We start from the raw sequence: 19,444 nt of genomic DNA, 5'->3' as shown, positions 1-19,444 counted from the left end.
ACGAGGTGACACGCTGGCGGCGATCAAGGAAGCGGCGAGCGATCTCGCAATAGCCTCAGCTGGCGATGTCCCACTGGGTGATGATTGTGGATGGTACAGTTGGGTGGGCTCGAACCACCGACCTCCTGTTCCACAGAGACGGCAAGGGCTCCGCCGATGCCACGCCATTGCCGCCTTCCGTACGAAAATTGTAGCATTATCAACAAATAAGCCCGCCGTTCCCCGCCTTGCCTGCGCTGCAATTGGCGCTATGGTGGTAGCTACAGAGGCGACAGATGGCAGTTTCGAGTATTACGATCCGAGCAGTGCAAGCACTCAAGCCCGGCGAGACTATTTGGGATGGGGACCATCGCGAAGCGGTACGGGGCTTTGGCGTTCGGCGCCAACGCGATCAGGCGACCTACGTCCTCAAGTACCGCGTATTTGGTCGGCAGCGCTTCGTCACGATCGGTCCTCACGGCGCGCCGTGGACACCCGAGCTGGCACGCAAGGAAGCCAAGCGGCTCTTGGGCCTGGTTGCCAACGGCAAAGACCCCGCGGACGAGAAGGCCAAGGCGCTCCTGCAGGCGGCCGACACGCTTTCGGTAATCGCGGATCAATATCTCCGGAACGCCAAAGAAAGGCTGAAGCCCCGGACCTATTCGGAAGTCGAACGCTACTTGTTGGTCAGCTGGAAACCCCTGCATCCGATCTCGGTGTTCCAGCTCACCCGTCGTCACATCTCGGCTCGCGTTGCTGACATGGTCTCAGCTCATGGAGCGGTCTCAGCGGCCCGCGCCCGGACAGCGCTGTCCTCAATGTTCAACTGGGCAATACGCGAGGGCCTCGACATTGCCGCGAACCCGGTTCTCGGCACAAACCGGCCCGCGCAGCCGGGAAGTCGGGAGCGGGTCCTCACCGAAACGGAGCTCTCAGCCATTTGGCAGTCCTGTGGCGACGACGATTACGGACGCATCGTGCGTCTGTTGCTACTCACAGCCCAGCGCCGTGATGAAGTAGGTAGTATGCAATGGCCCGAACTTGATACCAGTTCGGGACTGTGGACGCTGCCAGCCACCCGGACCAAGAACCATCGCGAGCACGTGCTGCCATTGGTTCCCGCCGCCTTGGCCCTACTCCCGCCTCGCCGAGATGGCCGAGACTTCCTCTTTGGGGACGGCCCCCGTCGCAGCGGTGACCGGCAGCGCGGGTTCTCCGGCTGGTCAAAGTCGAAGTCGGCGCTTGATGCGCGCATTGCGGAAGCCCTGGGCGAACCCCTACCCCATTGGACCGCTCACGATCTTCGCAGATCAGCGTCCACGGTGATGGCCGACCAGCTAGGCGTCTTGCCACACATCGTGGAAGTGATCCTAAACCATGTCAGCGGTCACCGGGCCGGCGTTGCCGGGGTATATAACCGCGCTCGGTATGCGAGCGAGATGCGCGAGGCGCTTCAACGCTGGGCAGGGCACGTTGAGGCCCTGTCAGTCCGAAGGCTGGGAAAGGTTGCCGCGTGATCGCGGGCGTCGACCTTTCTCTTTCATTTCAATACGGGAACTGGACGAGGAGTTTGCAGTTTTTTGGGTCGTCTCTAACGGCTCAAGGACCACGCCATGGGAGAGCGGCGCTGCAGGGTTAAACAAACCCGTTTCTTTGAAGAACGATTGACCGAACAGGCCGCTAAGCGCAAACAACGAGCTGCCTACCTCCCGGCTAGCACGGAGCGCGAGGGTCTTCTTCGAAAGACCCGTTTAGCCGAGGCTGGTCCGCACTTGACCGATTGGATCACCTCCCCGGACTTCAACGGCCGAGGTAAGATGCTGGGCGCGGTTACGATGGTTCGCGACCTAGAAGGCGTTGAGCGAGAACAGGTCCGTGCGTGCGGGGCGCGCCCGCCACCATCCGAACAACCCGCTCTGATATGATGCTCGCGCCTACAACTGGAGCTAGTCGCAAACCAGAATGCGCCGATAACGCCCGTAGACATGCTGGCAGTCACTGCCGGAATCGTAGCCGTAGCGGGAGCTACCATAGGCATAGCCAGCGTAAGCGCCGGCTGCGTATGCACCTGCAGCATGAGCTGCGCGATAGTCGTATCGCGCTCCACCAACATGATAGCCATAGGCTCCGGAGCGGCTGATGTTGACCAACGCGGCCCGCGCCGAGTTTGCGACCGCCGGCGCACCGCCGATGCCTCGGGTCGCGGCGAGGTCAGCGCGCAGACCAGCCGCTGGACCACCGAGGCCGGCACGAGGGCCAAGCTGAGGAGGGCCTGCGAAGGCCGGCGGACCTGCGGCGGGCATCGGGAGAGCCCCGGCGGGCGGCATAAGAGGGGGCGGAGGAAATTGCGCCATGGCCGCAGTGGGCACGAGCGAAGTCACTGCAAGCGCCACACCGACGGCAAACGTCAATTGTCTCTTCGAGGGCATCGTCGTCTCCGTTCTAGATTTGCGTCTCGAGCACCGGCTCTGGCGCATCGTGAGCGGCTACCTGTTCGGCCGGCGTTTCATGCGCAAACGCTTCGGGTTCATGGGGCGATCCATCGCCTTGTTCAGGCTGGATTCGGAACCAGGCCACATAGAGTGCCGGCAGGAACAACAGCGTCAGCAGTGTGCCGACGATGATGCCGCCCATCATCGCGTAAGCCATCGGTCCCCAGAAGATCTCGCGCGCGATCGGAATCAGCGCGAGACTTGCGGCCGCCGCGGTCAATAGGATCGGCCGCATGCGATGCTCGGTCGCCTCCACGACGGCCTCCCAGGCTGGGCGCCCCTCCTTCTTCAGATCCTCAATTTGCACGATCAGGATCACCGAGTTTCGGACCAGAATTCCGATCAGGGCGAGCACACCGAGGATGGCAACGAATCCGAGCGGCGCTCCGCTCGGCAGCAGGGCCATGACGACCCCGATCACGGCGAGCGGCGCGACCGCGAAGACCAGGAATAAGCGATGGAAGCTCTGCAGCTGGATCATGAGCACCGTCGCCATGACGAACAGCATGAGCGGAACGACGGCGACGATCGGCGCCTGGCTCTTGGCGCTCTCCTCGACGGAGCCGCCGATCTTCACCGAGTAGCCCGCCGGCAGTTCCTTGGTGAACTCCGCGACCTTCGGCGCGAGCTGATCCACGATTGTCTTCGGCTGCACGTTGCCAGCGATGCCGGCCTTCAACGTGATGGTGGGAATCCGCGCGCGCCGCCAGATTGTCGGCTGCTCGAGCTCGTAACGCAGATTGGCCACCGCCCCGAGCGGCACGGATCGACCGCCGAGCCCCGTCAATTGCAGATCGCGCAGGGTGTCGATGGAAGCACGTTCCGGCGCGGTCGCCCGTCCCGTGACGTTGACGAGATAGATGCTGTCGCGCACCTGGGTAATCGGCGAGCCTTCGAGTACCGAGTTCAAGGTCGTGGCGATGTCCTCCGAAGTCACGCCGAGCTGGCGCGCCTTGTCCTGGAGAACGTCCACCTTGACGACGCGCGCCGGCTCCATCCAGTCGAACACGACGTTGCCCAAGTCGGGGCTGCTGCGGACAATCCCGGCGAGCTTCTGCGAGAGATCCCGCACCTTCGCGATATCAGGTCCACTCAAGCGGTACTGCACAGGGCGTCCCACCGGCGGACCGACCTCCAGCAGCTTGACGTAGGTGTCGGTGCCGGGGAACGTCTTCTTGAGGTAATCCTCGAATTGTGCCTTGACTTGGTCGCGCGCTTTGATGCCTCCCTTGGTCACGACGACCATTTGACCGAACCAGGTGTTGGCGGTCTGCACGTCGAAGGACAGGACGAAGCGCGGCGAGCCGGTACCGACATAGGTCGACCAATGATCGACCGAATTATTGTCCTGAAGCTGCTCGCGCTCGAAGCGCGCCATCTGTGAATTAGTATCGGCAATGGAGGCGTTCTGCGGCAAATTCCAGTCGATCACGAGCTCAGCGCGATCCGAGGACGGGAAGAACTGTTGCTGGACGAAATTCATGCCGAACAGTGCCAGCAGAAAGGCTGCAACCGTAACGCCGATCGTCATCCAACGATGATGCATACAGAACAGCAAGAGGCGCCCGAACAACTGCGCTACGCGCCCCTTCTCCTCATGATGCCCCTTCGTTTTGGCGGGCAGGATGGTGACGCCAAGCAATGGCGTGAACAGCACTGCCACGATCCAGGAGACGATCAGGGAGACGGCGATGACCACGAACAGCGTGAAGGTGAACTCGCCCGCATTACTGCTATTGAGCCCGATCGGAATGAAGCCGGCAACGGTTACCAGGGTTCCGGTCAGCATGGGAAAGGCGGTCGAGGTATAGACATGCGTCGCCGCTTTTTCGAGGGGATCGCCGATCTCAAGCCGCGCCACCATCATCTCGACCGCAATCATGGCGTCGTCGACCAGCAGGCCGAGCGCGATGATCAAGGCGCCGAGCGAAATTCGCTGAAGCGAAATTCCGGCATAGGCCATCACTACGAAGGTGATGGCGAGAACCAGCGGAATCGCAATCGCGACGACTAGGCCAGCGCGCATCCCCAGGCTGAGAAAGCTGATGCCGAGAACAATGATCACAGCCTCGAACAACGCCTCCGTGAAGCCGGACACGGCGTGCTCGACCACCACTGGCTGATCGGCGACGAGATGCACGCCGACCCCGATCGGCAGGTCGGCAATGATCTTCGTCATTTCCTCTTTCAGCGCCTCGCCGAAACGCAGGAGGTTGGCACCGGACTTCATGCCGATCGCGAGCGCGATCGCGGGCTGTCCGTTGTATCTGAGCAGGGTTTTGGCTGGATCGACATAACCGCGCGTGATGTTTGCAACGTCGGTCAACGGAAAGAAACGGTCGTTGATGCGGAGGTTGATCGCCTTCAGGCTTGCCTCTGACGTGAACTGGCCGTTCACCCGCACGCTGATCCGCTCGGGCCCTTCCTGGAACACGCCGGACGGCGCGACCGCGTTCTGTCCCTGCAGAGAAGCCATGATGGCGTGGACGTCGAGGCCAAGGGCCGCGATCTTGCGGGTGGAGAATTCGAGATAAATGACCTCGTCCTGCGCGCCCAGAATATCGACCTTGCCCACATCCGGCACGGTCAAGACCCTGGCGCGGATGTCCTCGACCCGGTCACGGAGCTGACGCTGGCTCAAGCCGTCGCTGGTGAAGGCGTAGATGTTGCCGAACACGTCGCCGAAGCGATCGTTGAAGCCCGGTCCGATCACTCCTTGGGGAAACTCGCCCTTGATGTCCGCAATCATATTGCGGACGCGAATCCAGGTCGACTTCACATCGGCTGCCTTCGTGGTGTCACGCAGATAGACGAAGACGGTGGTCTCGCCGGCAACAGTGACGCTCTTGGTGTAATCGAGCGATTCCAGCTCCTCGAGCTTCTTCTCGATCCGGTCGGTGACCTGGCGCGTCATCTCTTCAGGCGAGGCGCCCGGCCACTGCGCCTGAATCACCATGGTCTTGATGGTGAAGTCGGGGTCTTCCTGCCGCCCCAGCTGGAGATAGGCAAAAAGGCCCGCCGCCATGAAGGCAATCATGAAGTACCAGACGAGCGAACGATGGCCGAGCGCCCAGTCGGAAAGATTGAACGACTTCATGGCTTTTCATCCTGTTCGATACGGACTTGCTGTCCCTGCTTGAGGCTGTGGATCCCGGCGGTTACTACGCGCGCACCGGGGCCAACTCCGCCGACGACGCGCGCGCCGGTTTGATCGACGACGACATCGACCTTTTGCAACGACACCGTGCTGGTGGGCTGATCGACGATCCAGACGAAGTTTGCGCCGTCCTTGGCGAGCAGAGCCGACGCGGGCAGGCGCAATATCCGGGCTTGCCCCTTGTCAAGTTTCGCGGTGATGGTCGTGCCGAGGCGGAAGCCTTCAGGCGGGTTGTTGAGCGCAATACGGACTCGCCGCAATCGCGTCACCGGATCGGCTTGCGGCGCGATCTCGCGAATGCCGCCGTGCACCTGGACGGCGGGCAAGAGCTGCAGGCTGACCGTGAATGGCAGGCCAATCTCCAGCGGCAGCGGAAAGTCCGGTCCGATATCGACGACGGCTTCGCGAACATCGGGTCTCGCAACCGTCACCACGCTTTGGCCGGGAGATACCACCTGGCCGACTTCCGCCCCGACCGCGGTGACCACACCGGCGAAGTCGGCCCTGATCTGCGAATAGCCGAGCTGCTCGATCGCCTTGGTCAGGTTTGCCTGAGCCTGCGCCACCGTCGCTTCCGCGCCGGCGCGCGCCTGCTCGGCGTTATCCAGCGTCTGCTTTGTGGTCGCGTCGGTGGTGATGAGCGTTCGCTGCCGTTCCTCCGTCGCTCTGACGGTCGCGAACTGCGCCTCGGCCTTGGCAAGCTCCCCTTTGGCCGCGCGGACCACGAGCTCGAGGGCCGTTGAGTCGATGTTGCCGACCGTCTGTCCTTCATGCACGAGGTCACCGACATAGACTGGACGCGCTGTCAGCCGTCCCAGCACGCGGAAACCGAGATTAGTTTGGTAGCGCGGCTCGATAACGCCCACCGCGACCGCATCGTCTGCGTGGTCCACTTCGAGAAGCACCGATTGGACCGGGCGCACGGGCTCCGGCGCCTTTGTTTCCTGCTGACATCCAGCAAGTACAAGCGCGCATGCAAGCGGGCCCGCCACAATTATTGCGCGGCTCATCATGAGGGATCTCCTGCATAAGTGACGGGCTGGCCCACGCTCAAAAGCTTGCCGCCGTCGACGACGACGCGCTCGCCGGGCTCGAGACCCGCCTTGATCAATACTTCTCCAGCCTCGTAGCCATCGACTGCTACCGGCTTCAGCGAGGCTGTCCGCGTTGCCGGATCGACAATCCAGACCGCGGGCCTGGTGCCCGCGGCCATCAATGCACTCCAAGGCAACGCGATCTGCCGCTGGGGATGCACTTTCACAGTTCCTGCGACGGGGCTTCCAAGCGTCATTGCGGCAGGCGGGTCCTTGATCGCCACCTTCACCCGAATGGTCGAGCTCTTGGCGTCAACGGCCGGGGAAACCTCCCGAACGTGGCCGCTTGCAGTCACGCCCGGATCGGAGACGAGCGCCAACGAAACGCTGCGGTCGTCGGCATTGCCGAGGAAAATGGACTCGTAGACCTCAAATACAGCGTCCCGCTCTCCATCCTGCGCTAGCGAAAATGCCGGTTGCGCAGCCTGCACGACCTGACCGGCTTCCAGGTTGCGTGCGGTAACAACACCGTCCGCCTCGGCTCGCAGCGCGGTGTAGCCAAGGGCCTCCTTTGACGTCCCGAGCTGCGCTCTTGCCGCTTCGAGCGCGCCTTCCGCGGTTCGCAATCCTTCCTGCGCCTGGTCATAGGTCGTGCGCGTGGTGAAGCCGCTTGCGATCAGAGTCTTTTGCCGCTCAAAGGTCGCCTTCGCCACACGCAGTTGGGATTCTGCGGCGAGAACGGCAGCGGTCGCGGCATCGACATCGGCCTGTTCTTCGGCGGGGTCGAGAAGGGCCAGCACCTCGCCGGCCTTGACGTGGGTCCCGACGTCGACATAGCGCGCGATCACACGTCCGCTGACACGGAACGACAAGTCGGCGCGGAAGCGGGGCTGCACCTCGCCGGTCAGGGTGATCGAGGCTTGCCGGGCCTTCAGCTGGACGACCTCCGTGCGCACGAACGCGGCGCGCGCGGGCGGAGCATCGCCGCGATCATTGCAGCCGCTCAGCCCGGCTGCGGCAAGCGCGAGCGCCAAGCCCGCCAGAGGCTTAAGCAAGCGCTCCGCTCGACCGATTACGGTGTGGTTTGAACAGCCTGGTTTCATAGCGCGTCCATGCGGTGAGAGGGGGACAGCAGATCGCCCAAGACGTCTGAGCCCTTGCTGGGCGGGGCCGGTTCATTCGGATACGCTCGCAGCATCTTTGGATCCGCTCCGATCGCGCGCGGGCGCTCGACCTGATCCGAGAGGCCGAAGCCCGAGCCGGGCGTGCCGGACGACTTCGCCTTCCGCGGGCGCTGCGACCTCATGCGGCGCGCCGCCATCGACCAGTTCGCCTGCCGCTCCCGCTCGCTCAAGAGAAACGAGAAAACGACTGATGTGAACTCGGCGGCAAAGCCGTGCTCAATTCGTCCGCCCAGCCCCCTGGCAAGGTCACTACTGATCTGGAGCTCACGAGCCAGGGCTGCCCGCGCCAACCGGGAGCCGTTATCCAGCACCACGCAGTTCACCACCGCGCCGATGCGCGTCAGCTTGACTTTGATCTCGCCGGCGCGCGCATCGAAATACGCATGCTTCGCTGCGCTTACGATCAGGTCGTGGACGATCAGGCCAAGCCGCCAGCACCGCTCTGATTGGACGGGAAGAGATTCAGTGGCGAACGTCAGCCGGATCTCCATTCGATCCAACAGGGACTGGCGCAGGGCGCAGCCAAGTTTGCGAATGTAAGTCGCGGCGTCATGAAGCGCTTCGCCCTGGGGCATTGCGAGCGCCCGATGCAGCGCGGCATGTCCGTGCAGCAGCTCGACCACATCGCTCAGGGCGGTCTTTGCTTCCGCACCGTCGGCCCGGATAACCGCGGCGGAGACCAGATCGATCGCCGAGGCGATCCCTCGATCGACCCTGTGATGCAATTCGCGCAGCAGGACGCCGTCTTGTGGGCGGTGCGGGTCCGGGCTCAACACAGTCACTTTACTCTCCTGAGGTGGATCGGGTGATCGGGGGCCAGCGCATACAGACCGTCCGGAACGCCGTCGCAGGTCTTGGCAGCCCACGCCGTAAATAAACTATACCGTATATTTTCTTTTTATTGCCTTTTTCCACGGAGCGTGTCAAGTGCGGTCTGCGCGCGCACAGAGTCGTGATTGGGAGATCGACGGATGACGAAGAAGACCACCCCGAAACGGGGCAGACCGCCCAAGGACCGCGCCGGTGACGTCCAGGCCCGGATCCTTGATGCAGCGCAGCAACTCTTTCTCGAGAAGGGCTACCGTAGCGCCAGCATCGATGACATCTCCGAGCTGGCGCCGGCGAGCAAACCAACCATCTACGCCCATTTTCCCGGCAAGGAGGCACTGTTCGCGGCGGTGGTGGCCCGCACCATTACCGGGCTGACGGATTTCGAAGGCTTCGAGCCCGAGGGCCGCACCCTTCAGGACAAGCTGTCGAGCCTCGGCACCGCCGTCGTGGAGAAGGTGATCGAAGAATCGTTGGGCATGGTCCGCGCCACGATTGCAGAGGCGCAGCGTTTCCCGGAGTTGAGCCGCAACGTCCACGATGCTGCACGCGATCGCTCCGTCAACGCCATTTCCCAACTCCTGAATGAAGCGACGCAGAAGCTGGCGCGCTCTTCAAAAGGTCCCTTCAGTGGCAAGCGAAGCCTTGCCACCGCTCAGATCTTCCTGGATCTGATCCTGTTACCGATGCTGTTTCGTTCGTTGGTGGGGGAAACACCCAAGGACCTGAGACGCGAGCTGCCGTCTTTCGTGCGCGAACGGGTTGGCTTTTTCCTTGCGGCCTGCGAGGCAGACTGGACGCCGTGAGCCGGCGATCGCCAAACGCTAGGCGCGACAGGGAAGCTTGTAAGCTAAACCGGCCCGAATGCTGGTCACTTGCGAGGGCGCCGCGTCAACGAACGCTGCGTTGCTAAGCGCCCCCGCGCAAAAGTTCATCAACTCGTCGAAGGCCGGCCGAAGAGCGGCCGCCTTGATACGGGACGGATTGAGGTAAGCGTCCATCGCGTCCAGCAGGCAGCAGGCCAGCGCCATCGGACTCCCTGCTCGAAATTCGCCACCGGCCTGCCCGCCCGCGATGACCGACTGCACAACACCGCGAAGGCGATCCGCATGGGATAGGCTGGCCGGCCAGTTTTCCTGTGCTGCGGCGACCACCAGTTCGTGCAATCGAACATTGTTTGCCAACCGATCTTCATGCATCCGGGAGACCACCCTAAAGGCAGCATTTAACCGTTCCAGGCCCGAGCGACCGCTTCGCGCTGCACTTGCAGCTGCCGCGGATACTTCCTCAAGCAGTTCCGCCACAACGACCTCTTCGAGCGCTCGACGGCAGGGATAGAACCGATAGAGATTTGCGGGGGACATTGATGCGTCGCGAGCGACGTCGGCAACGGTGGTCTTCCGGTACCCGATCTCCCGGTACAAGCGGATCGCAGCCTGCACAATTCGTTCGCGAGTGCATGACGAACCAACCTGACGGGTAGTCTGCGCCATTGGCATGCCCGGCCTCAGCGCGACGGAATCGCGTGCATTTCACGCCGGCATGCCTCGCCGAATTCACGCAACGGATCCATCTCTTCCATGAAGCCTGGCAGGTCGACGAACGACGTGTTCGGTGCAAGGTAGGTCTCGATGATCAGCCGGCCTGCCCGCTCCGCGGCCTGGACCACTTCGTCGTCGGACAGAATCCGCATACGCCCGATAAGCGCATACAAATTCACCAGCGCCGGGATCTCTGACTTGTCGCTGGTCAGCGCGTCCGCATAAAGCCGGGACGCCTCCTCAACGAAGCTTCGATACAGCTTTTCACGCTTGGTTACCGCGTGGGCATGATGGCGTTCGCGGACCCTGCGGCGACGGGTCACCCACCCGGTCACGATCGTGGAGATCGCTCCGAAGGACGAGCCGCCGAACGCGGCGAAAGCGGGAATATATATCGTGTTCATATGATCAATCCTCATCATTTGCGCCGCGATACCACTGCGATCCTATGGTCCTGACCGAAGCAGTTGGCGCTGCGTGCTCGAAGACGGCTCTGCAAGCATCGCTGAGGTCCGACTTCTTTTGCCTGAGACAGGCTTCCACATTCGCGGCGTCAGGGATGTAGCCGGCGCACAGACGAAACGCATCGGGAGCGCATGCCGCCCTCTGCTCAGGTGTGCCGCGGTCCTCCTGCGCGCGGGTGGCCGCCGCGCCCATGGAAATGCAAACCAAGACCGCGAATACCAGCCGGTTCTTGAACATATCGGATCCTTTCTCAAAGTGAGGCATCTGCTTTCCGATCGAACCAGGTCTCGCGACCCAGGTCCTCTCCATCCAACCAGGACGTACACGGGCTTTTGAATCTCTGCTCTTGACACATCCCGCTATCCGCGCTGTATATGAAATATACGGTATAGTTTATTTAGGAGATGACAGATGTCAAGCCTGTTCTTGGCGCCCGTGCGGGAAAATCCCTGGCCCGGAATCGCCGTCGCATCGCTCAATTTGATCGTGGCCGTGTCGCTCGTGGGCGTGAGCCTACTGCTGGGTATCACGATTTCGATAGTCGCCTGGGTGCATGCGCTCGCCGATCGCGAGCCGGCGCCGGTGCAAAACCGCGTCGCGCGGAGAAGCCTTGCATGACACCGATGCTGCTGCTGTCGCGTGACTGCATCATCTGTTGGGTGAGTATCTGGATCGCGCCCGTCGAATGCGTGTTCGACCTGATCGAATCGGAGCTGGTGCGCAGAGGAATTGCGCTCGAAGCAGCCGACCAGATCGCGCCGCGCACGGCCCGATTATCATGACCGAGGTCCTGACATGCTGGATTTCGTCGAGGTCTTCGACGTCATGGACGCCCTGCCGCTACGCGCTCATGTCCTCGCACGCGGACTAAACGACCTGCCGTTTTGAACCCTGGGATCTAACCGAATGTCGAAGAAGCACCTGTTCGCCCTGATCGTATGGTCTGCCACATTTGCCGCAACGGGCGCGCTCGCCGATGCCGCCCAAAGGCCGGGGGATGGCGATCCCGTCGGCGTGGCGGAACAAAGCGGCTCCGAGGAGGTAGCGATCCGCCGCGCACTCGAGCAATTCCGCACCACGCACGTCCCGCTCAGCCAGGTCCTGACGATCGCAGAGCATTTGCACGACGGCTCCAGAACCGCGGATATCAGCTTCGAATCATCCGGTACGCCCGTCTACCGCGTGCGCACGATCAAGAACGAGCATGTGTGGGAGAACGTCATTGATGCAAACACCGGCAGCATCACGGGCAAGGAGATCGCATCTTCTCTCAAGGAGCTCGATCGCGAAGACCTCGCCAACGTCGTTGCCCTGAAATGGATCAAGCAGGAGATGGCGGATGCGGTTCAGGTCGCCGAAAGAGCTGCAGCGGGCAGCGCCCTGGCTGGAGGGCTGATCAGGCAGGACGGCAAGCTCAATTTCGTGATCGTCGTCGCCAGTGGCGACCATCTGAAGGAGGTCACGCTCGAGCCGCCCAAGGTCGGAAGGTAAGGGTCGTCCCGCCATTAGCCGCAATAGGCAATCGCGTTCGGCAAACTTAGGAACGTTCGCCACTCCACAAGCAAGAGCACATCAAATCATGAACTTTCAACCGCGAGCACAGTTCACAACCGCGCAGCGACGGCTGCCCTTCGACTGCATCGCCCTGCTCCTGCAAGGCGGCGGCGCGCTCGGAGCGTATCAGGCAGGCGTTTACGACGCGCTGTCCGAAGCCGGTATCCATCCGGACTGGGTCGCCGGCATCTCGATCGGCGCCATCAACGCCGCCATCATCGCCGGCAACCCACCCGAAACCCGTGTCGACCGGCTCCGGGATTTCTGGACTCAGGTGACCTCGACCGGTCCCTGGGATTGGTCCGGCAATTCCCTTTTTGATTGGGCCCGGAGCGACGCCACGCGCAATCTCGCCAACCAGATAAGCGCGGGTCTCGCCGCGGCCTGCGGCGCGAGTGGCTTTTTCTCCGCGCGCCCGATGCTGCCCTGGCTGCAGGCTGCCGGGAGCAGCGATGCCACCAGCTTCTACGACACCGGCGCGCTCAAGAGCACGCTCGAGCGTCTGGTCGATTTCGATCGTCTCAACGCCGGAATGACGCGCTTCAGCGCAGGGGCGGTCAATGTCCGGACGGGCAATTTCGTCTATTTCGACAACACGACGCATGCGATCCGGCCGGAGCACATCATGGCGAGCGGCGCGCTGCCGCCGGGCTTTCCGGCCGTCGAGATCGAAGGCGAGCATTACTGGGACGGCGGTCTCGTCTCCAACACACCGTTGCAGTGGGTGATCGAGTGGGGTGCCCCGCAGGATATGCTTGCCTTTCAAGTCGATCTCTGGAGCGCGGGGGGCCAGGTTCCGCGCAACATGGGCGAAGTCGCGACGCGGCAGAAGGAGGTTCAGTATTCGAGCCGTACGCGCGCAAGTACGGACCAGTTCAAGCGCGTTCATCGTCTGCAGCGTGCCCTCGCCGCTCTGTTGCGACGCCTGCCAGAGGATCTTCGCGAGCACGAGGACGTGAAACTCCTCAGCTCGGCCTCGTCCGATCATGTCTACAACATCGTCCACCTGATCTATCGCGCGCGCAATCACGAAGGGCACTCCAAAGATTACGAGTTTTCCCGTCTGTCGATGCAGGACCATTGGCGCGCCGGCTATCACGATGCGCTGCGCACGCTGCGCCATCCCGAGGTGCTCGCTCGTCCCACCAGCCCGGACGGCGTCTTCACGTTCGATCTCGAGCACGATGGCCGCGAGTAGACCGATCGCTACTGTCTTACGGAGAACCCAAAATGCGCGAGAATGACGTCCTCAAGCGGGCTTTTGCAATGCCGCTGACCAGCCCGGCCTATTCGCCGGGACCCTATCGTTTTGTCGACCGCGAGTACCTGATCATCACCTATCGTACCGATCCGGCAAAGCTGCGCGCAATCGTGCCCGAACCGTTGGAATTCGACGAGTGCGAAGCTCTGGTCAAATATGAGTTCATTCGGATGCCGGACTCCAACGGGTTTGGCGACTACACGGAAAGCGGCCAGGTCATCCCCGTCTCTTTCCGCGGGCGCAAGGGCGGCTATACGCATTGCATGTTTCTCAATGACGAGGGGCCCATTGCCGGTGGACGCGAGCTCTGGGGCTTTCCGAAGAAGCTCGCGCAGCCGACCTTGCGAACCGAGATCGATACCCTGATCGGTACGCTGGACTACGGCCCGCTGCGGGTCGCAACGGGAACGATGGGCTACAAGCATCGCGAGGTCGAGCTGGCGCATGTCAACGCCGCTCTCAAAGAACCGAATTTCCTGCTCAAGATCATTCCTCACGTCGACGGCAGTCCTCGGATCTGCGAGCTGGTCGAATACCACCTCGAGGACATCGTGCTGAAAGGCGCCTGGACCGGGCCCGCAGCTCTCGCCTTGACGCCCCACGCTCTGGCACCCGTTGCCGAGCTCCCGGTTCTGGAGATCGTTTCCGCCGTTCACATCCGTGCAGACCTCACGCTCGGTCTCGGCAAAGTGGTCCACGACTATCTGCGACAGCCGGCTCGACGCTCGCTCCGGGCCGACGAGAGAGCGCTGGTCTTCTGAGTGCAACGTCGCGCCAAGCCGGGATAAGTCGCGGCTTAGAAAGTTTCGGTTCTTTCCTTACGAGACACAGACGAAGGTAATCAAGATGGGAATTCTGAAGGGTAAAACGGCCGTTGTGACCGGCTCGACCAGCGGCATAGGCCTTGCGTGTGCCCGTGCGTTCGCCGGTGCCGGCGCCAATATCGTGCTCAACGGGATGGGTGCGCCGGCCGATGTCGAGAGGGAGCGCTCCGCGATCGAGCGCGACTTCGCCGTCAAGGCGATCTATTCCCCCGCGGATATGGCGAAGCCGAGCGAAATCGCTGGGCTCATCGCACTCGGAGAGAAGACCTTCGGCAGTGTCGATATCCTGGTCAACAACGCCGGCATCCAGCACGTCTCTCCTGTCGATGAGTTTCCGATCGAGAAGTGGGACGCGGTCATCGCGATCAACCTGTCGGCCGCATTTCACGCCATCCGTGCAGCCGTGCCGGGCATGAAGAGGCGCGGTTGGGGCCGCATCATCACCACAGCCTCGGCGCATTCGCTGGTCGCTTCGCCCTTCAAGTCGGCCTACGTCGCCGCCAAGCACGGCATCGCGGGTCTCACCAAGACGGTGGCGTTGGAACTCGCCAGATCGAAGATCACCTGCAACTGCATCAGCCCCGGCTACGTCTGGACGCCGCTTGTGGAGAAGCAGATCCCGAACACGATGGAGGCACGTCGGATGAGGAGAGATGAGGTGATTCATGATGTCTTGCTCGCTGCGCAGCCCACCAAAGAATTCGTTACGGTCGAGCAAGTTGCCTCGCTTGCGCTGTTCCTGTGCAGCGACGATGCCGCGCAGGTCACCGGCACCAACCTACCCGTCGATGGAGGCTGGACGGCCGCGTAAGGCGATGCGGGCATTCTTGCGGACTTCGAAAAGCACGGCACCAAGGGGGTTGATTTGCTTGCCCTCGCCCCCTCGCAAAAACACGAGAACGACTAATTGGCTGAGTCGGTTGATAATCAAGAACAAGAGCCCTCTACCTGGCAATGATCTCCTGCATCGCAGGTGCCTGCGAGAAACGGGACTGCGGCACATGTTTGCATTGCGCACCGACGGAGTTGCAAACGAACCATCGCCCCTGCGAGAGGACAGCCACGGACTCGTCATTTTGACAGCTCGGCTCGTCGTCGAGTGGACGCCACGGTGCTGGTCGGCGCCGATACGGCAAGTCGGAATTATTCCGTTAAGCGTTTAGGGCTGGCTCTCGTCGAATGCCTTTCTATATTCGACTATCATTTCCCGAACGGTCGGGACCCAATGACGCCAGAACATTCAACCTATCCCGTGTGCCAGGCATGCTACTGCGATCGCCTCGACGATGCGCTGGTCGGGACTGGCGTAACCACTCCGATCGCCCTTTGCATGCGCCAATTGGATGATCGCAAGGCTCGACGACGCCGCCACGACGGTCGTTTGCCGCCCGGTCCCAGTTCCTGCTGTTCGCCCGGAACAGTTAGAGTTGGCCTTTCGCTCGGAAGCTCGTGTCCGACAAGGTGACGGCATAGCGCGGTGACTACGATTGAAAGTATCCATTGATTCATCCGAGCGGCTTAAAAGTCCGGACCGAACACATCGTTATTGAACTCGGCCGAGGCCTCGTCGTCGTCCATGCTGTTGATCAGGTTCTGCTCGGGATCCGTAAAGCCACCTGCTGAAAGCGTATCTGCCGGCAATACGCCAAAGCTGGCGCGATATTTGTTCATCGCGGCCACGCTGCCGACATACGCACAGGTGCATCCGGTGGGATCGGCGTAGACATAGTAGGGTCGCCCGCCCTTTTGCCGCAGCTGGAATTGATTGGGCGGAAACGACATCAGTCGTTTCAGCATCTCCGGCGTGGCGGCGGCGATGGGATTGAAACCTGACGATATCAGCAATTGGCCCGTCGATTGCTGAGCGTAGACGCGGGCGCCCGAATATACCTCGGTGAGAAGAACGACCGAGACGATGGTGGCAGCGGTGCATGCAGATCGAAGACTCATTTTCTCCTCCGGGATGCCTAAGTGGACCACCGATTCGAGCCGGGAGTGAAACGGAAGGCGTCTATAGATATGCCGTGTACGAACCGATCCATACCAAGATCGACATGAGCAAGCCGATGACGCCGGCGTTGTCCGCGAACACGGTGGCGGTGCCGGGCATGCCGAGCCTGAGCTGACTGCGGTCGATGGTTTTCGGTACGGAAATGGCGGCCGGATAGACCTTGGCGCCGCCGATCGAGCCGACGCGCGCCAGCGTACCCGAGACCGCGATCTGGCCCTGCCCCACGCCCTGCGGGATAGCCGTTACCGTCGCTTCGTGGATGCGGCCGGGATCGTCATCGAACACGAGCTTGACCCGCGCACCAGGCTTGATGGTCTTGAAGCCATTGGGCGAGAACGTGCCAGCGATGAGGATATCGTCCGTGACGATGAACGACATCGCCGAGCGCGCCGGGTTGGTACGGTCGCCGACGGCCAGGGCCATGATCGTAACGACGCCGTCGCCGACAGCATGGATCGTCGTTTGCTCGAGCTCCCATTTGGCCTGGTCAAGCTGTGCCTGGATCTGCGCGACCGTCGTGTTGACCCCGCCGATTTCCGACTCCATCCCCAATTGCGCACTCAGTTGCGCCGCCTTGGCCGCCTGAAGCTGAAACTCGACCGTGTCGTATTGCACCTGGACGTCTTGCAGACGAAACTCGGTCTGCGCCTGCTCGCTGGTGAGCTTTCGGTAATCGGAAAGCCGCTGGGCGTGAAAGGCAAGTTGCTTGGTCAGCCCGTCGACATTTGCAGTCGCCTGCTGGTAACTGGCCGTCAATTGCTTGACCTGCTGGCGCGCCTGGGCGAGCGAGGCTTCAAGTTGGTTGACCTTGTACTGGAACGGCGCTGGATCGATGCGGAACAGCACGGCGCCGGCTTTCACCGGTTCGTTAGGCTTGACCGGAATGTCGATCACCTCGCCGGAGACATTCGGCGTAACCTCCATGACGCGGGAAATCACGACAAAGCTTCCCGACGGGGTGAGGTAATTGAACATCGCGAGGAACGTCGCGAGGATGAAGGCGCCGAACAGTCCTGCGACGGTGCCGGACGCCCAGCCCCATCGCACCAACTTGATCCTGAAGAAGACGAGCCACACCAGGATCAAGTACAGCGTCAGGATGATGAGCACGATCGAATTCCTCTAACTGGCGAGTACCGGATTGCGCACCAACAAGCCCGGTAGCACGGCAGTATCGGCCAAATGCTTGCATCCACGACTGTCGCCTCGCATCTAGCCGACCCAGATGCGATCTCTATGAGAGTCGCTTGAAGCCGGGAGAACTTCGACGTCCCCTCACGAGCCTTCAGAATCGATGGCGGCGTGGTTACTCCCTTTCCGTGGTGGACGGGCCTGACACGCTAAGCGCCATCTCGTCCGCTAGCCAAGCTACCGAAAATGCGGCGACCCGCTATGCAGATTCGGCAAGCCGCGACTTCCGGCCGCGGCGTCCGATCTGTTGCCCGGGCTCGGCCTTCAAACCCGTAGTGCGCGCGCCGGATAGATCCAGCGCGGGCGTCAGACCGAAACTGGCCCGGCCTGGCGCAAGAACGCCGGGCCAGGTTACGCGCAGTTCCGTTAATAGCATGGAGGATAAGGATAGTACCCGCAAACGGGTGGCCGATAATACGGGCCGTACGCGTAAGCTGCTGCGGCACCGGCCGCGGCGGCGGCTCCAGCGTAATACGCACCCCGATAGGCCGTGCGTCGCGCAACACCCGCGAATGAAAGCGGCGTAAAGGGAAGGCCGATGATGTCGATGAAGACGGAGGCAGGGCCATCGGCGCCCTTGATGTCACCTTCGAGAAGGTCGACATCGAAGGCAAGGTTGTCGCCTTCGAGCTTGGGATTTTTCAAGGTAACAACAACATCGCGCACGGTGTTGCCGTCCTTCTGGAATACGGACACTGTGGCGTTAGGCGGATTCTTTGCAAAATTGTCGCTGCCGGCTCCCCAATCTTCAACGATATGACTGGTCAGGTCATGGCCAGCCGAGCGAACCGGCCGATCCGCAAATATGATCGCATTTGGCGCAATGCCAGTAAGAACCAGTTTGCCCGGCTGCAGGTTTGCTCCCCTGGAGTTGAAGACGATCAGCGATGGAACGATCTCGGGCTTGCTGGCCCCGATCGTCTTTAGCGGTGCATGGGGCGCAGTATCCTGCGCTAGGGCCATGTTTGCGACCGTCAGAGCACCGAGAAAAGCAACTGCACGCATCGTATTCGACAACATGATTCAACTCCAAAATCAGGGATAGTCCTGCCGAGGCATGATGGGAGAGAATGGAGGCCGGCCGAGCCGGCCGGCCACCTTTCTTCATTAGTAACCACCGAACTTGTAGTTGAGGCGAACTGCGAGAAGATTCGCATCCGTCTTCGTGTTGGTGGTGATCGACGCGATGGGCGCCAATGACGGCGTCGAGAAAGTGTTGCTCTCGTTCACCCGCCACAGATAGTCGTACTCGATGCCGGCCGTCCAATTCGGAGAGAAGCCGTACTCGAAGCCGACGCCCACGACGCCGCCCCAGCGGGTCCGCTTCGCGAAAGCGAGGCCCGTGCCGGTCACGCTGTCGAGGACGGCAAAGTCCTGGCTACCAACCGCGCCGCCACCCTTGACGTAGAACAAGGCCTCGTTGACCGCGTAGCCAATTTGAGCCGTGAAGAGGCCCAAGCCGGCGAGGGTCGACTTGTACGCGCGGGCCGGATCCTGAGCACTGATGCGCGTGTTGCGGATGTTGGCCCAGTCGCCCTGCGCTTCCAGACCGTACACCAATTGTCCGGCCTGCCAACGATAGCCAAGCTGGCCACCGACGATGCCGCCGCCTTTGCTATTGCAACCTTCCGCGAAGACACCGCCAATTCCGTTGATGGCGGTGAGATCGACACACTGGTTGCTCCAGCCATATCCGGCGTTCGCGCCGAGATAGAAGCCGGACCAGTTATACATCATCGGCGCCGGGATCGGAGCCGCCTTGTAGACCGGCCGCTGCGGAAGGTCCGCGGCCTTTGCAATACCGGTGAACGCAACGGACATCACCGCCGCCGTGGCAAGCAAACCAACTTTTTTCATAACCTGACAACCTCATCGAAGGTGGAGAACACATGAGCCATGTGCCATCGACCTTCACTCAGTTGG

Annotated in this window: 20 protein-coding genes; 9 read left to right on the top strand and 11 right to left on the bottom strand. The window is 61.8% G+C overall.

The window, feature by feature from the left end; genetic code table 11:
• The first annotated feature begins 305 nt into the window (after nucleotides 1–305).
• Nucleotides 306–1,496, top strand: coding sequence for a site-specific integrase (locus QDT69_RS23730; protein WP_279708902.1), 1,191 nt, complete (start codon nucleotides 306–308; stop codon nucleotides 1,494–1,496).
• Between the two features lie 925 nt (nucleotides 1,497–2,421).
• Here the strand turns inward: QDT69_RS23730 and QDT69_RS23725 are convergent.
• Genes QDT69_RS23725 through QDT69_RS23710 form a run of 4 tightly spaced genes read right to left on the bottom strand, consistent with a single transcriptional unit; the run spans nucleotide 2,422 to nucleotide 8,628 of the window.
• Nucleotides 2,422–5,568, bottom strand: coding sequence for an efflux RND transporter permease subunit (locus tag QDT69_RS23725; protein ID WP_279708901.1), 3,147 nt, complete (start codon nucleotides 5,566–5,568; stop codon nucleotides 2,422–2,424).
• Entirely contained in the window at nucleotides 5,565–6,641 is a 1,077-nt protein-coding gene (locus tag QDT69_RS23720; RefSeq protein ID WP_279708900.1) for an efflux RND transporter periplasmic adaptor subunit, read from the bottom strand. Before QDT69_RS23720 ends, QDT69_RS23725 begins: the two co-directional genes overlap by 4 nt.
• Nucleotides 6,638–7,765, bottom strand: a complete 1,128-nt coding sequence (locus QDT69_RS23715) for an efflux RND transporter periplasmic adaptor subunit (RefSeq protein WP_279708899.1) — start codon at nucleotides 7,763–7,765, stop codon at nucleotides 6,638–6,640. The genes QDT69_RS23720 and QDT69_RS23715 overlap by 4 nt, the downstream gene beginning before the upstream one ends.
• Nucleotides 7,762–8,628, bottom strand: coding sequence for a sensor histidine kinase (locus QDT69_RS23710; protein ID WP_279708898.1), 867 nt, complete (start codon nucleotides 8,626–8,628; stop codon nucleotides 7,762–7,764). The genes QDT69_RS23715 and QDT69_RS23710 overlap by 4 nt, the downstream gene beginning before the upstream one ends.
• A 189-nt stretch (nucleotides 8,629–8,817) precedes the next feature.
• On the opposite strand from QDT69_RS23710, the gene QDT69_RS23705 reads away from it, so the two are divergent.
• Nucleotides 8,818–9,480 (top strand): TetR/AcrR family transcriptional regulator, encoded by a 663-nt coding sequence (locus tag QDT69_RS23705; RefSeq protein ID WP_279708897.1) that lies wholly within the window; start codon nucleotides 8,818–8,820, stop codon nucleotides 9,478–9,480.
• A gap of 18 nt (nucleotides 9,481–9,498) precedes the next feature.
• Here the strand turns inward: QDT69_RS23705 and QDT69_RS23700 are convergent, their stop codons facing one another.
• From QDT69_RS23700 to QDT69_RS23690, 3 genes are read right to left on the bottom strand one after another with little or no spacing between them, the layout of a single operon-like run.
• Nucleotides 9,499–10,167 carry a TetR/AcrR family transcriptional regulator gene (locus QDT69_RS23700; protein ID WP_279708896.1) on the bottom strand — a complete coding sequence of 223 codons (669 nt, stop codon included), beginning with the start codon at nucleotides 10,165–10,167 and terminating at the stop codon, nucleotides 9,499–9,501.
• A gap of 14 nt (nucleotides 10,168–10,181) precedes the next feature.
• The gene (locus tag QDT69_RS23695) at nucleotides 10,182–10,619 is read right to left on the bottom strand and encodes a hypothetical protein (RefSeq protein WP_279708895.1); all 438 of its coding nucleotides are present in this window, start codon (nucleotides 10,617–10,619) and stop codon (nucleotides 10,182–10,184) included.
• 4 nt (nucleotides 10,620–10,623) lie between these two features.
• Complete coding sequence (locus QDT69_RS23690) at nucleotides 10,624–10,872, bottom strand: hypothetical protein (RefSeq protein ID WP_279708988.1); 249 nt, start codon at nucleotides 10,870–10,872, stop codon at nucleotides 10,624–10,626.
• Nucleotides 10,873–11,091: 219 nt separating this feature from the next.
• Between QDT69_RS23690 and QDT69_RS23685 the strand changes: the two genes are divergently transcribed.
• The 6 genes from QDT69_RS23685 (at nucleotide 11,092) to QDT69_RS23660 (ending at nucleotide 15,130) form a co-directional block, all read left to right on the top strand.
• On the top strand, nucleotides 11,092–11,298 hold the full coding sequence (locus tag QDT69_RS23685; RefSeq protein ID WP_279708894.1) for a hypothetical protein: 207 nt from the start codon (nucleotides 11,092–11,094) through the stop codon (nucleotides 11,296–11,298).
• Nucleotides 11,295–11,462 (top strand): hypothetical protein, encoded by a 168-nt coding sequence (locus QDT69_RS23680; RefSeq protein ID WP_279708893.1) that lies wholly within the window; start codon nucleotides 11,295–11,297, stop codon nucleotides 11,460–11,462. The genes QDT69_RS23685 and QDT69_RS23680 overlap by 4 nt, the downstream gene beginning before the upstream one ends.
• Nucleotides 11,463–11,586: 124 nt before the next feature.
• The gene (locus QDT69_RS23675) at nucleotides 11,587–12,171 is read left to right on the top strand and encodes a PepSY domain-containing protein (RefSeq protein WP_279708892.1); all 585 of its coding nucleotides are present in this window, start codon (nucleotides 11,587–11,589) and stop codon (nucleotides 12,169–12,171) included.
• 88 nt (nucleotides 12,172–12,259) lie between these two features.
• The gene (locus tag QDT69_RS23670) at nucleotides 12,260–13,432 is read left to right on the top strand and encodes a DUF3734 domain-containing protein (RefSeq protein ID WP_279708891.1); all 1,173 of its coding nucleotides are present in this window, start codon (nucleotides 12,260–12,262) and stop codon (nucleotides 13,430–13,432) included.
• Nucleotides 13,433–13,464: 32 nt separating this feature from the next.
• Nucleotides 13,465–14,256, top strand: coding sequence for an acetoacetate decarboxylase (locus QDT69_RS23665; protein ID WP_279708890.1), 792 nt, complete (start codon nucleotides 13,465–13,467; stop codon nucleotides 14,254–14,256).
• An 85-nt stretch (nucleotides 14,257–14,341) separates the two neighbouring features.
• On the top strand, nucleotides 14,342–15,130 hold the full coding sequence (locus QDT69_RS23660; protein WP_279708987.1) for a 3-hydroxybutyrate dehydrogenase: 789 nt from the start codon (nucleotides 14,342–14,344) through the stop codon (nucleotides 15,128–15,130).
• Nucleotides 15,131–15,837: 707 nt separating this feature from the next.
• Here QDT69_RS23660 and QDT69_RS23655 read toward each other — a convergent pair.
• The gene (locus QDT69_RS23655) at nucleotides 15,838–16,269 is read right to left on the bottom strand and encodes a hypothetical protein (protein WP_279708889.1); all 432 of its coding nucleotides are present in this window, start codon (nucleotides 16,267–16,269) and stop codon (nucleotides 15,838–15,840) included.
• Nucleotides 16,270–16,330: 61 nt separating this feature from the next.
• Nucleotides 16,331–17,269, bottom strand: a complete 939-nt coding sequence (locus QDT69_RS23650; RefSeq protein ID WP_279708888.1) for a biotin/lipoyl-binding protein — start codon at nucleotides 17,267–17,269, stop codon at nucleotides 16,331–16,333.
• A 28-nt stretch (nucleotides 17,270–17,297) separates the two neighbouring features.
• Between QDT69_RS23650 and QDT69_RS23645 the strand changes: the two genes are divergently transcribed.
• Nucleotides 17,298–17,456 (top strand): hypothetical protein, encoded by a 159-nt coding sequence (locus QDT69_RS23645; RefSeq protein WP_279708887.1) that lies wholly within the window; start codon nucleotides 17,298–17,300, stop codon nucleotides 17,454–17,456.
• Between the two features lie 431 nt (nucleotides 17,457–17,887).
• Here QDT69_RS23645 and QDT69_RS23640 read toward each other — a convergent pair whose 3' ends face one another.
• Both QDT69_RS23640 and QDT69_RS23635 read right to left on the bottom strand, forming a co-directional pair.
• Nucleotides 17,888–18,484, bottom strand: a complete 597-nt coding sequence (locus tag QDT69_RS23640) for a hypothetical protein (RefSeq protein WP_279708986.1) — start codon at nucleotides 18,482–18,484, stop codon at nucleotides 17,888–17,890.
• A 144-nt stretch (nucleotides 18,485–18,628) separates the two neighbouring features.
• On the bottom strand, nucleotides 18,629–19,378 hold the full coding sequence (locus QDT69_RS23635) for an outer membrane beta-barrel protein (protein ID WP_279708886.1): 750 nt from the start codon (nucleotides 19,376–19,378) through the stop codon (nucleotides 18,629–18,631).
• Nucleotides 19,379–19,444 lie beyond the last annotated feature (66 nt).

The organism is Bradyrhizobium sp. CER78, from assembly GCF_029846235.1.
In the GTDB taxonomy this organism is placed as follows: domain Bacteria; phylum Pseudomonadota; class Alphaproteobacteria; order Rhizobiales; family Xanthobacteraceae; genus Bradyrhizobium.
The sequence above is the reverse complement of the archived record's forward strand: the minus strand, read 5'-3'. Positions and strand labels throughout refer to the sequence as shown.

What these genes read in the sequence shown, in the direction of transcription:
- QDT69_RS23670 (WP_279708891.1), top strand. Translation starts at nt 12,260, where the DNA reads ATGAACTTTCAACCGCGAGCACAGTTCACAACCGCGCAGCGACGGCTG.
- QDT69_RS23705 (WP_279708897.1), top strand. Translation starts at nt 8,818, where the DNA reads ATGACGAAGAAGACCACCCCGAAACGGGGCAGACCGCCCAAGGACCGC.
- QDT69_RS23655 (WP_279708889.1), bottom strand. Translation starts at nt 16,269, where the DNA reads ATGAGTCTTCGATCTGCATGCACCGCTGCCACCATCGTCTCGGTCGTT.
- QDT69_RS23725 (WP_279708901.1), bottom strand. Translation starts at nt 5,568, where the DNA reads ATGAAGTCGTTCAATCTTTCCGACTGGGCGCTCGGCCATCGTTCGCTC.
- QDT69_RS23665 (WP_279708890.1), top strand. Translation starts at nt 13,465, where the DNA reads ATGCGCGAGAATGACGTCCTCAAGCGGGCTTTTGCAATGCCGCTGACC.
- QDT69_RS23715 (WP_279708899.1), bottom strand. Translation starts at nt 7,765, where the DNA reads ATGAAACCAGGCTGTTCAAACCACACCGTAATCGGTCGAGCGGAGCGC.
- QDT69_RS23695 (WP_279708895.1), bottom strand. Translation starts at nt 10,619, where the DNA reads ATGAACACGATATATATTCCCGCTTTCGCCGCGTTCGGCGGCTCGTCC.
- QDT69_RS23685 (WP_279708894.1), top strand. Translation starts at nt 11,092, where the DNA reads ATGTCAAGCCTGTTCTTGGCGCCCGTGCGGGAAAATCCCTGGCCCGGA.
- QDT69_RS23640 (WP_279708986.1), bottom strand. Translation starts at nt 18,484, where the DNA reads ATGGCCCTAGCGCAGGATACTGCGCCCCATGCACCGCTAAAGACGATC.
- QDT69_RS23635 (WP_279708886.1), bottom strand. Translation starts at nt 19,378, where the DNA reads ATGAAAAAAGTTGGTTTGCTTGCCACGGCGGCGGTGATGTCCGTTGCG.
- QDT69_RS23675 (WP_279708892.1), top strand. Translation starts at nt 11,587, where the DNA reads ATGTCGAAGAAGCACCTGTTCGCCCTGATCGTATGGTCTGCCACATTT.
- QDT69_RS23680 (WP_279708893.1), top strand. Translation starts at nt 11,295, where the DNA reads ATGACACCGATGCTGCTGCTGTCGCGTGACTGCATCATCTGTTGGGTG.
- QDT69_RS23690 (WP_279708988.1), bottom strand. Translation starts at nt 10,872, where the DNA reads ATGGGCGCGGCGGCCACCCGCGCGCAGGAGGACCGCGGCACACCTGAG.
- QDT69_RS23660 (WP_279708987.1), top strand. Translation starts at nt 14,342, where the DNA reads ATGGGAATTCTGAAGGGTAAAACGGCCGTTGTGACCGGCTCGACCAGC.
- QDT69_RS23720 (WP_279708900.1), bottom strand. Translation starts at nt 6,641, where the DNA reads ATGATGAGCCGCGCAATAATTGTGGCGGGCCCGCTTGCATGCGCGCTT.
- QDT69_RS23700 (WP_279708896.1), bottom strand. Translation starts at nt 10,167, where the DNA reads ATGGCGCAGACTACCCGTCAGGTTGGTTCGTCATGCACTCGCGAACGA.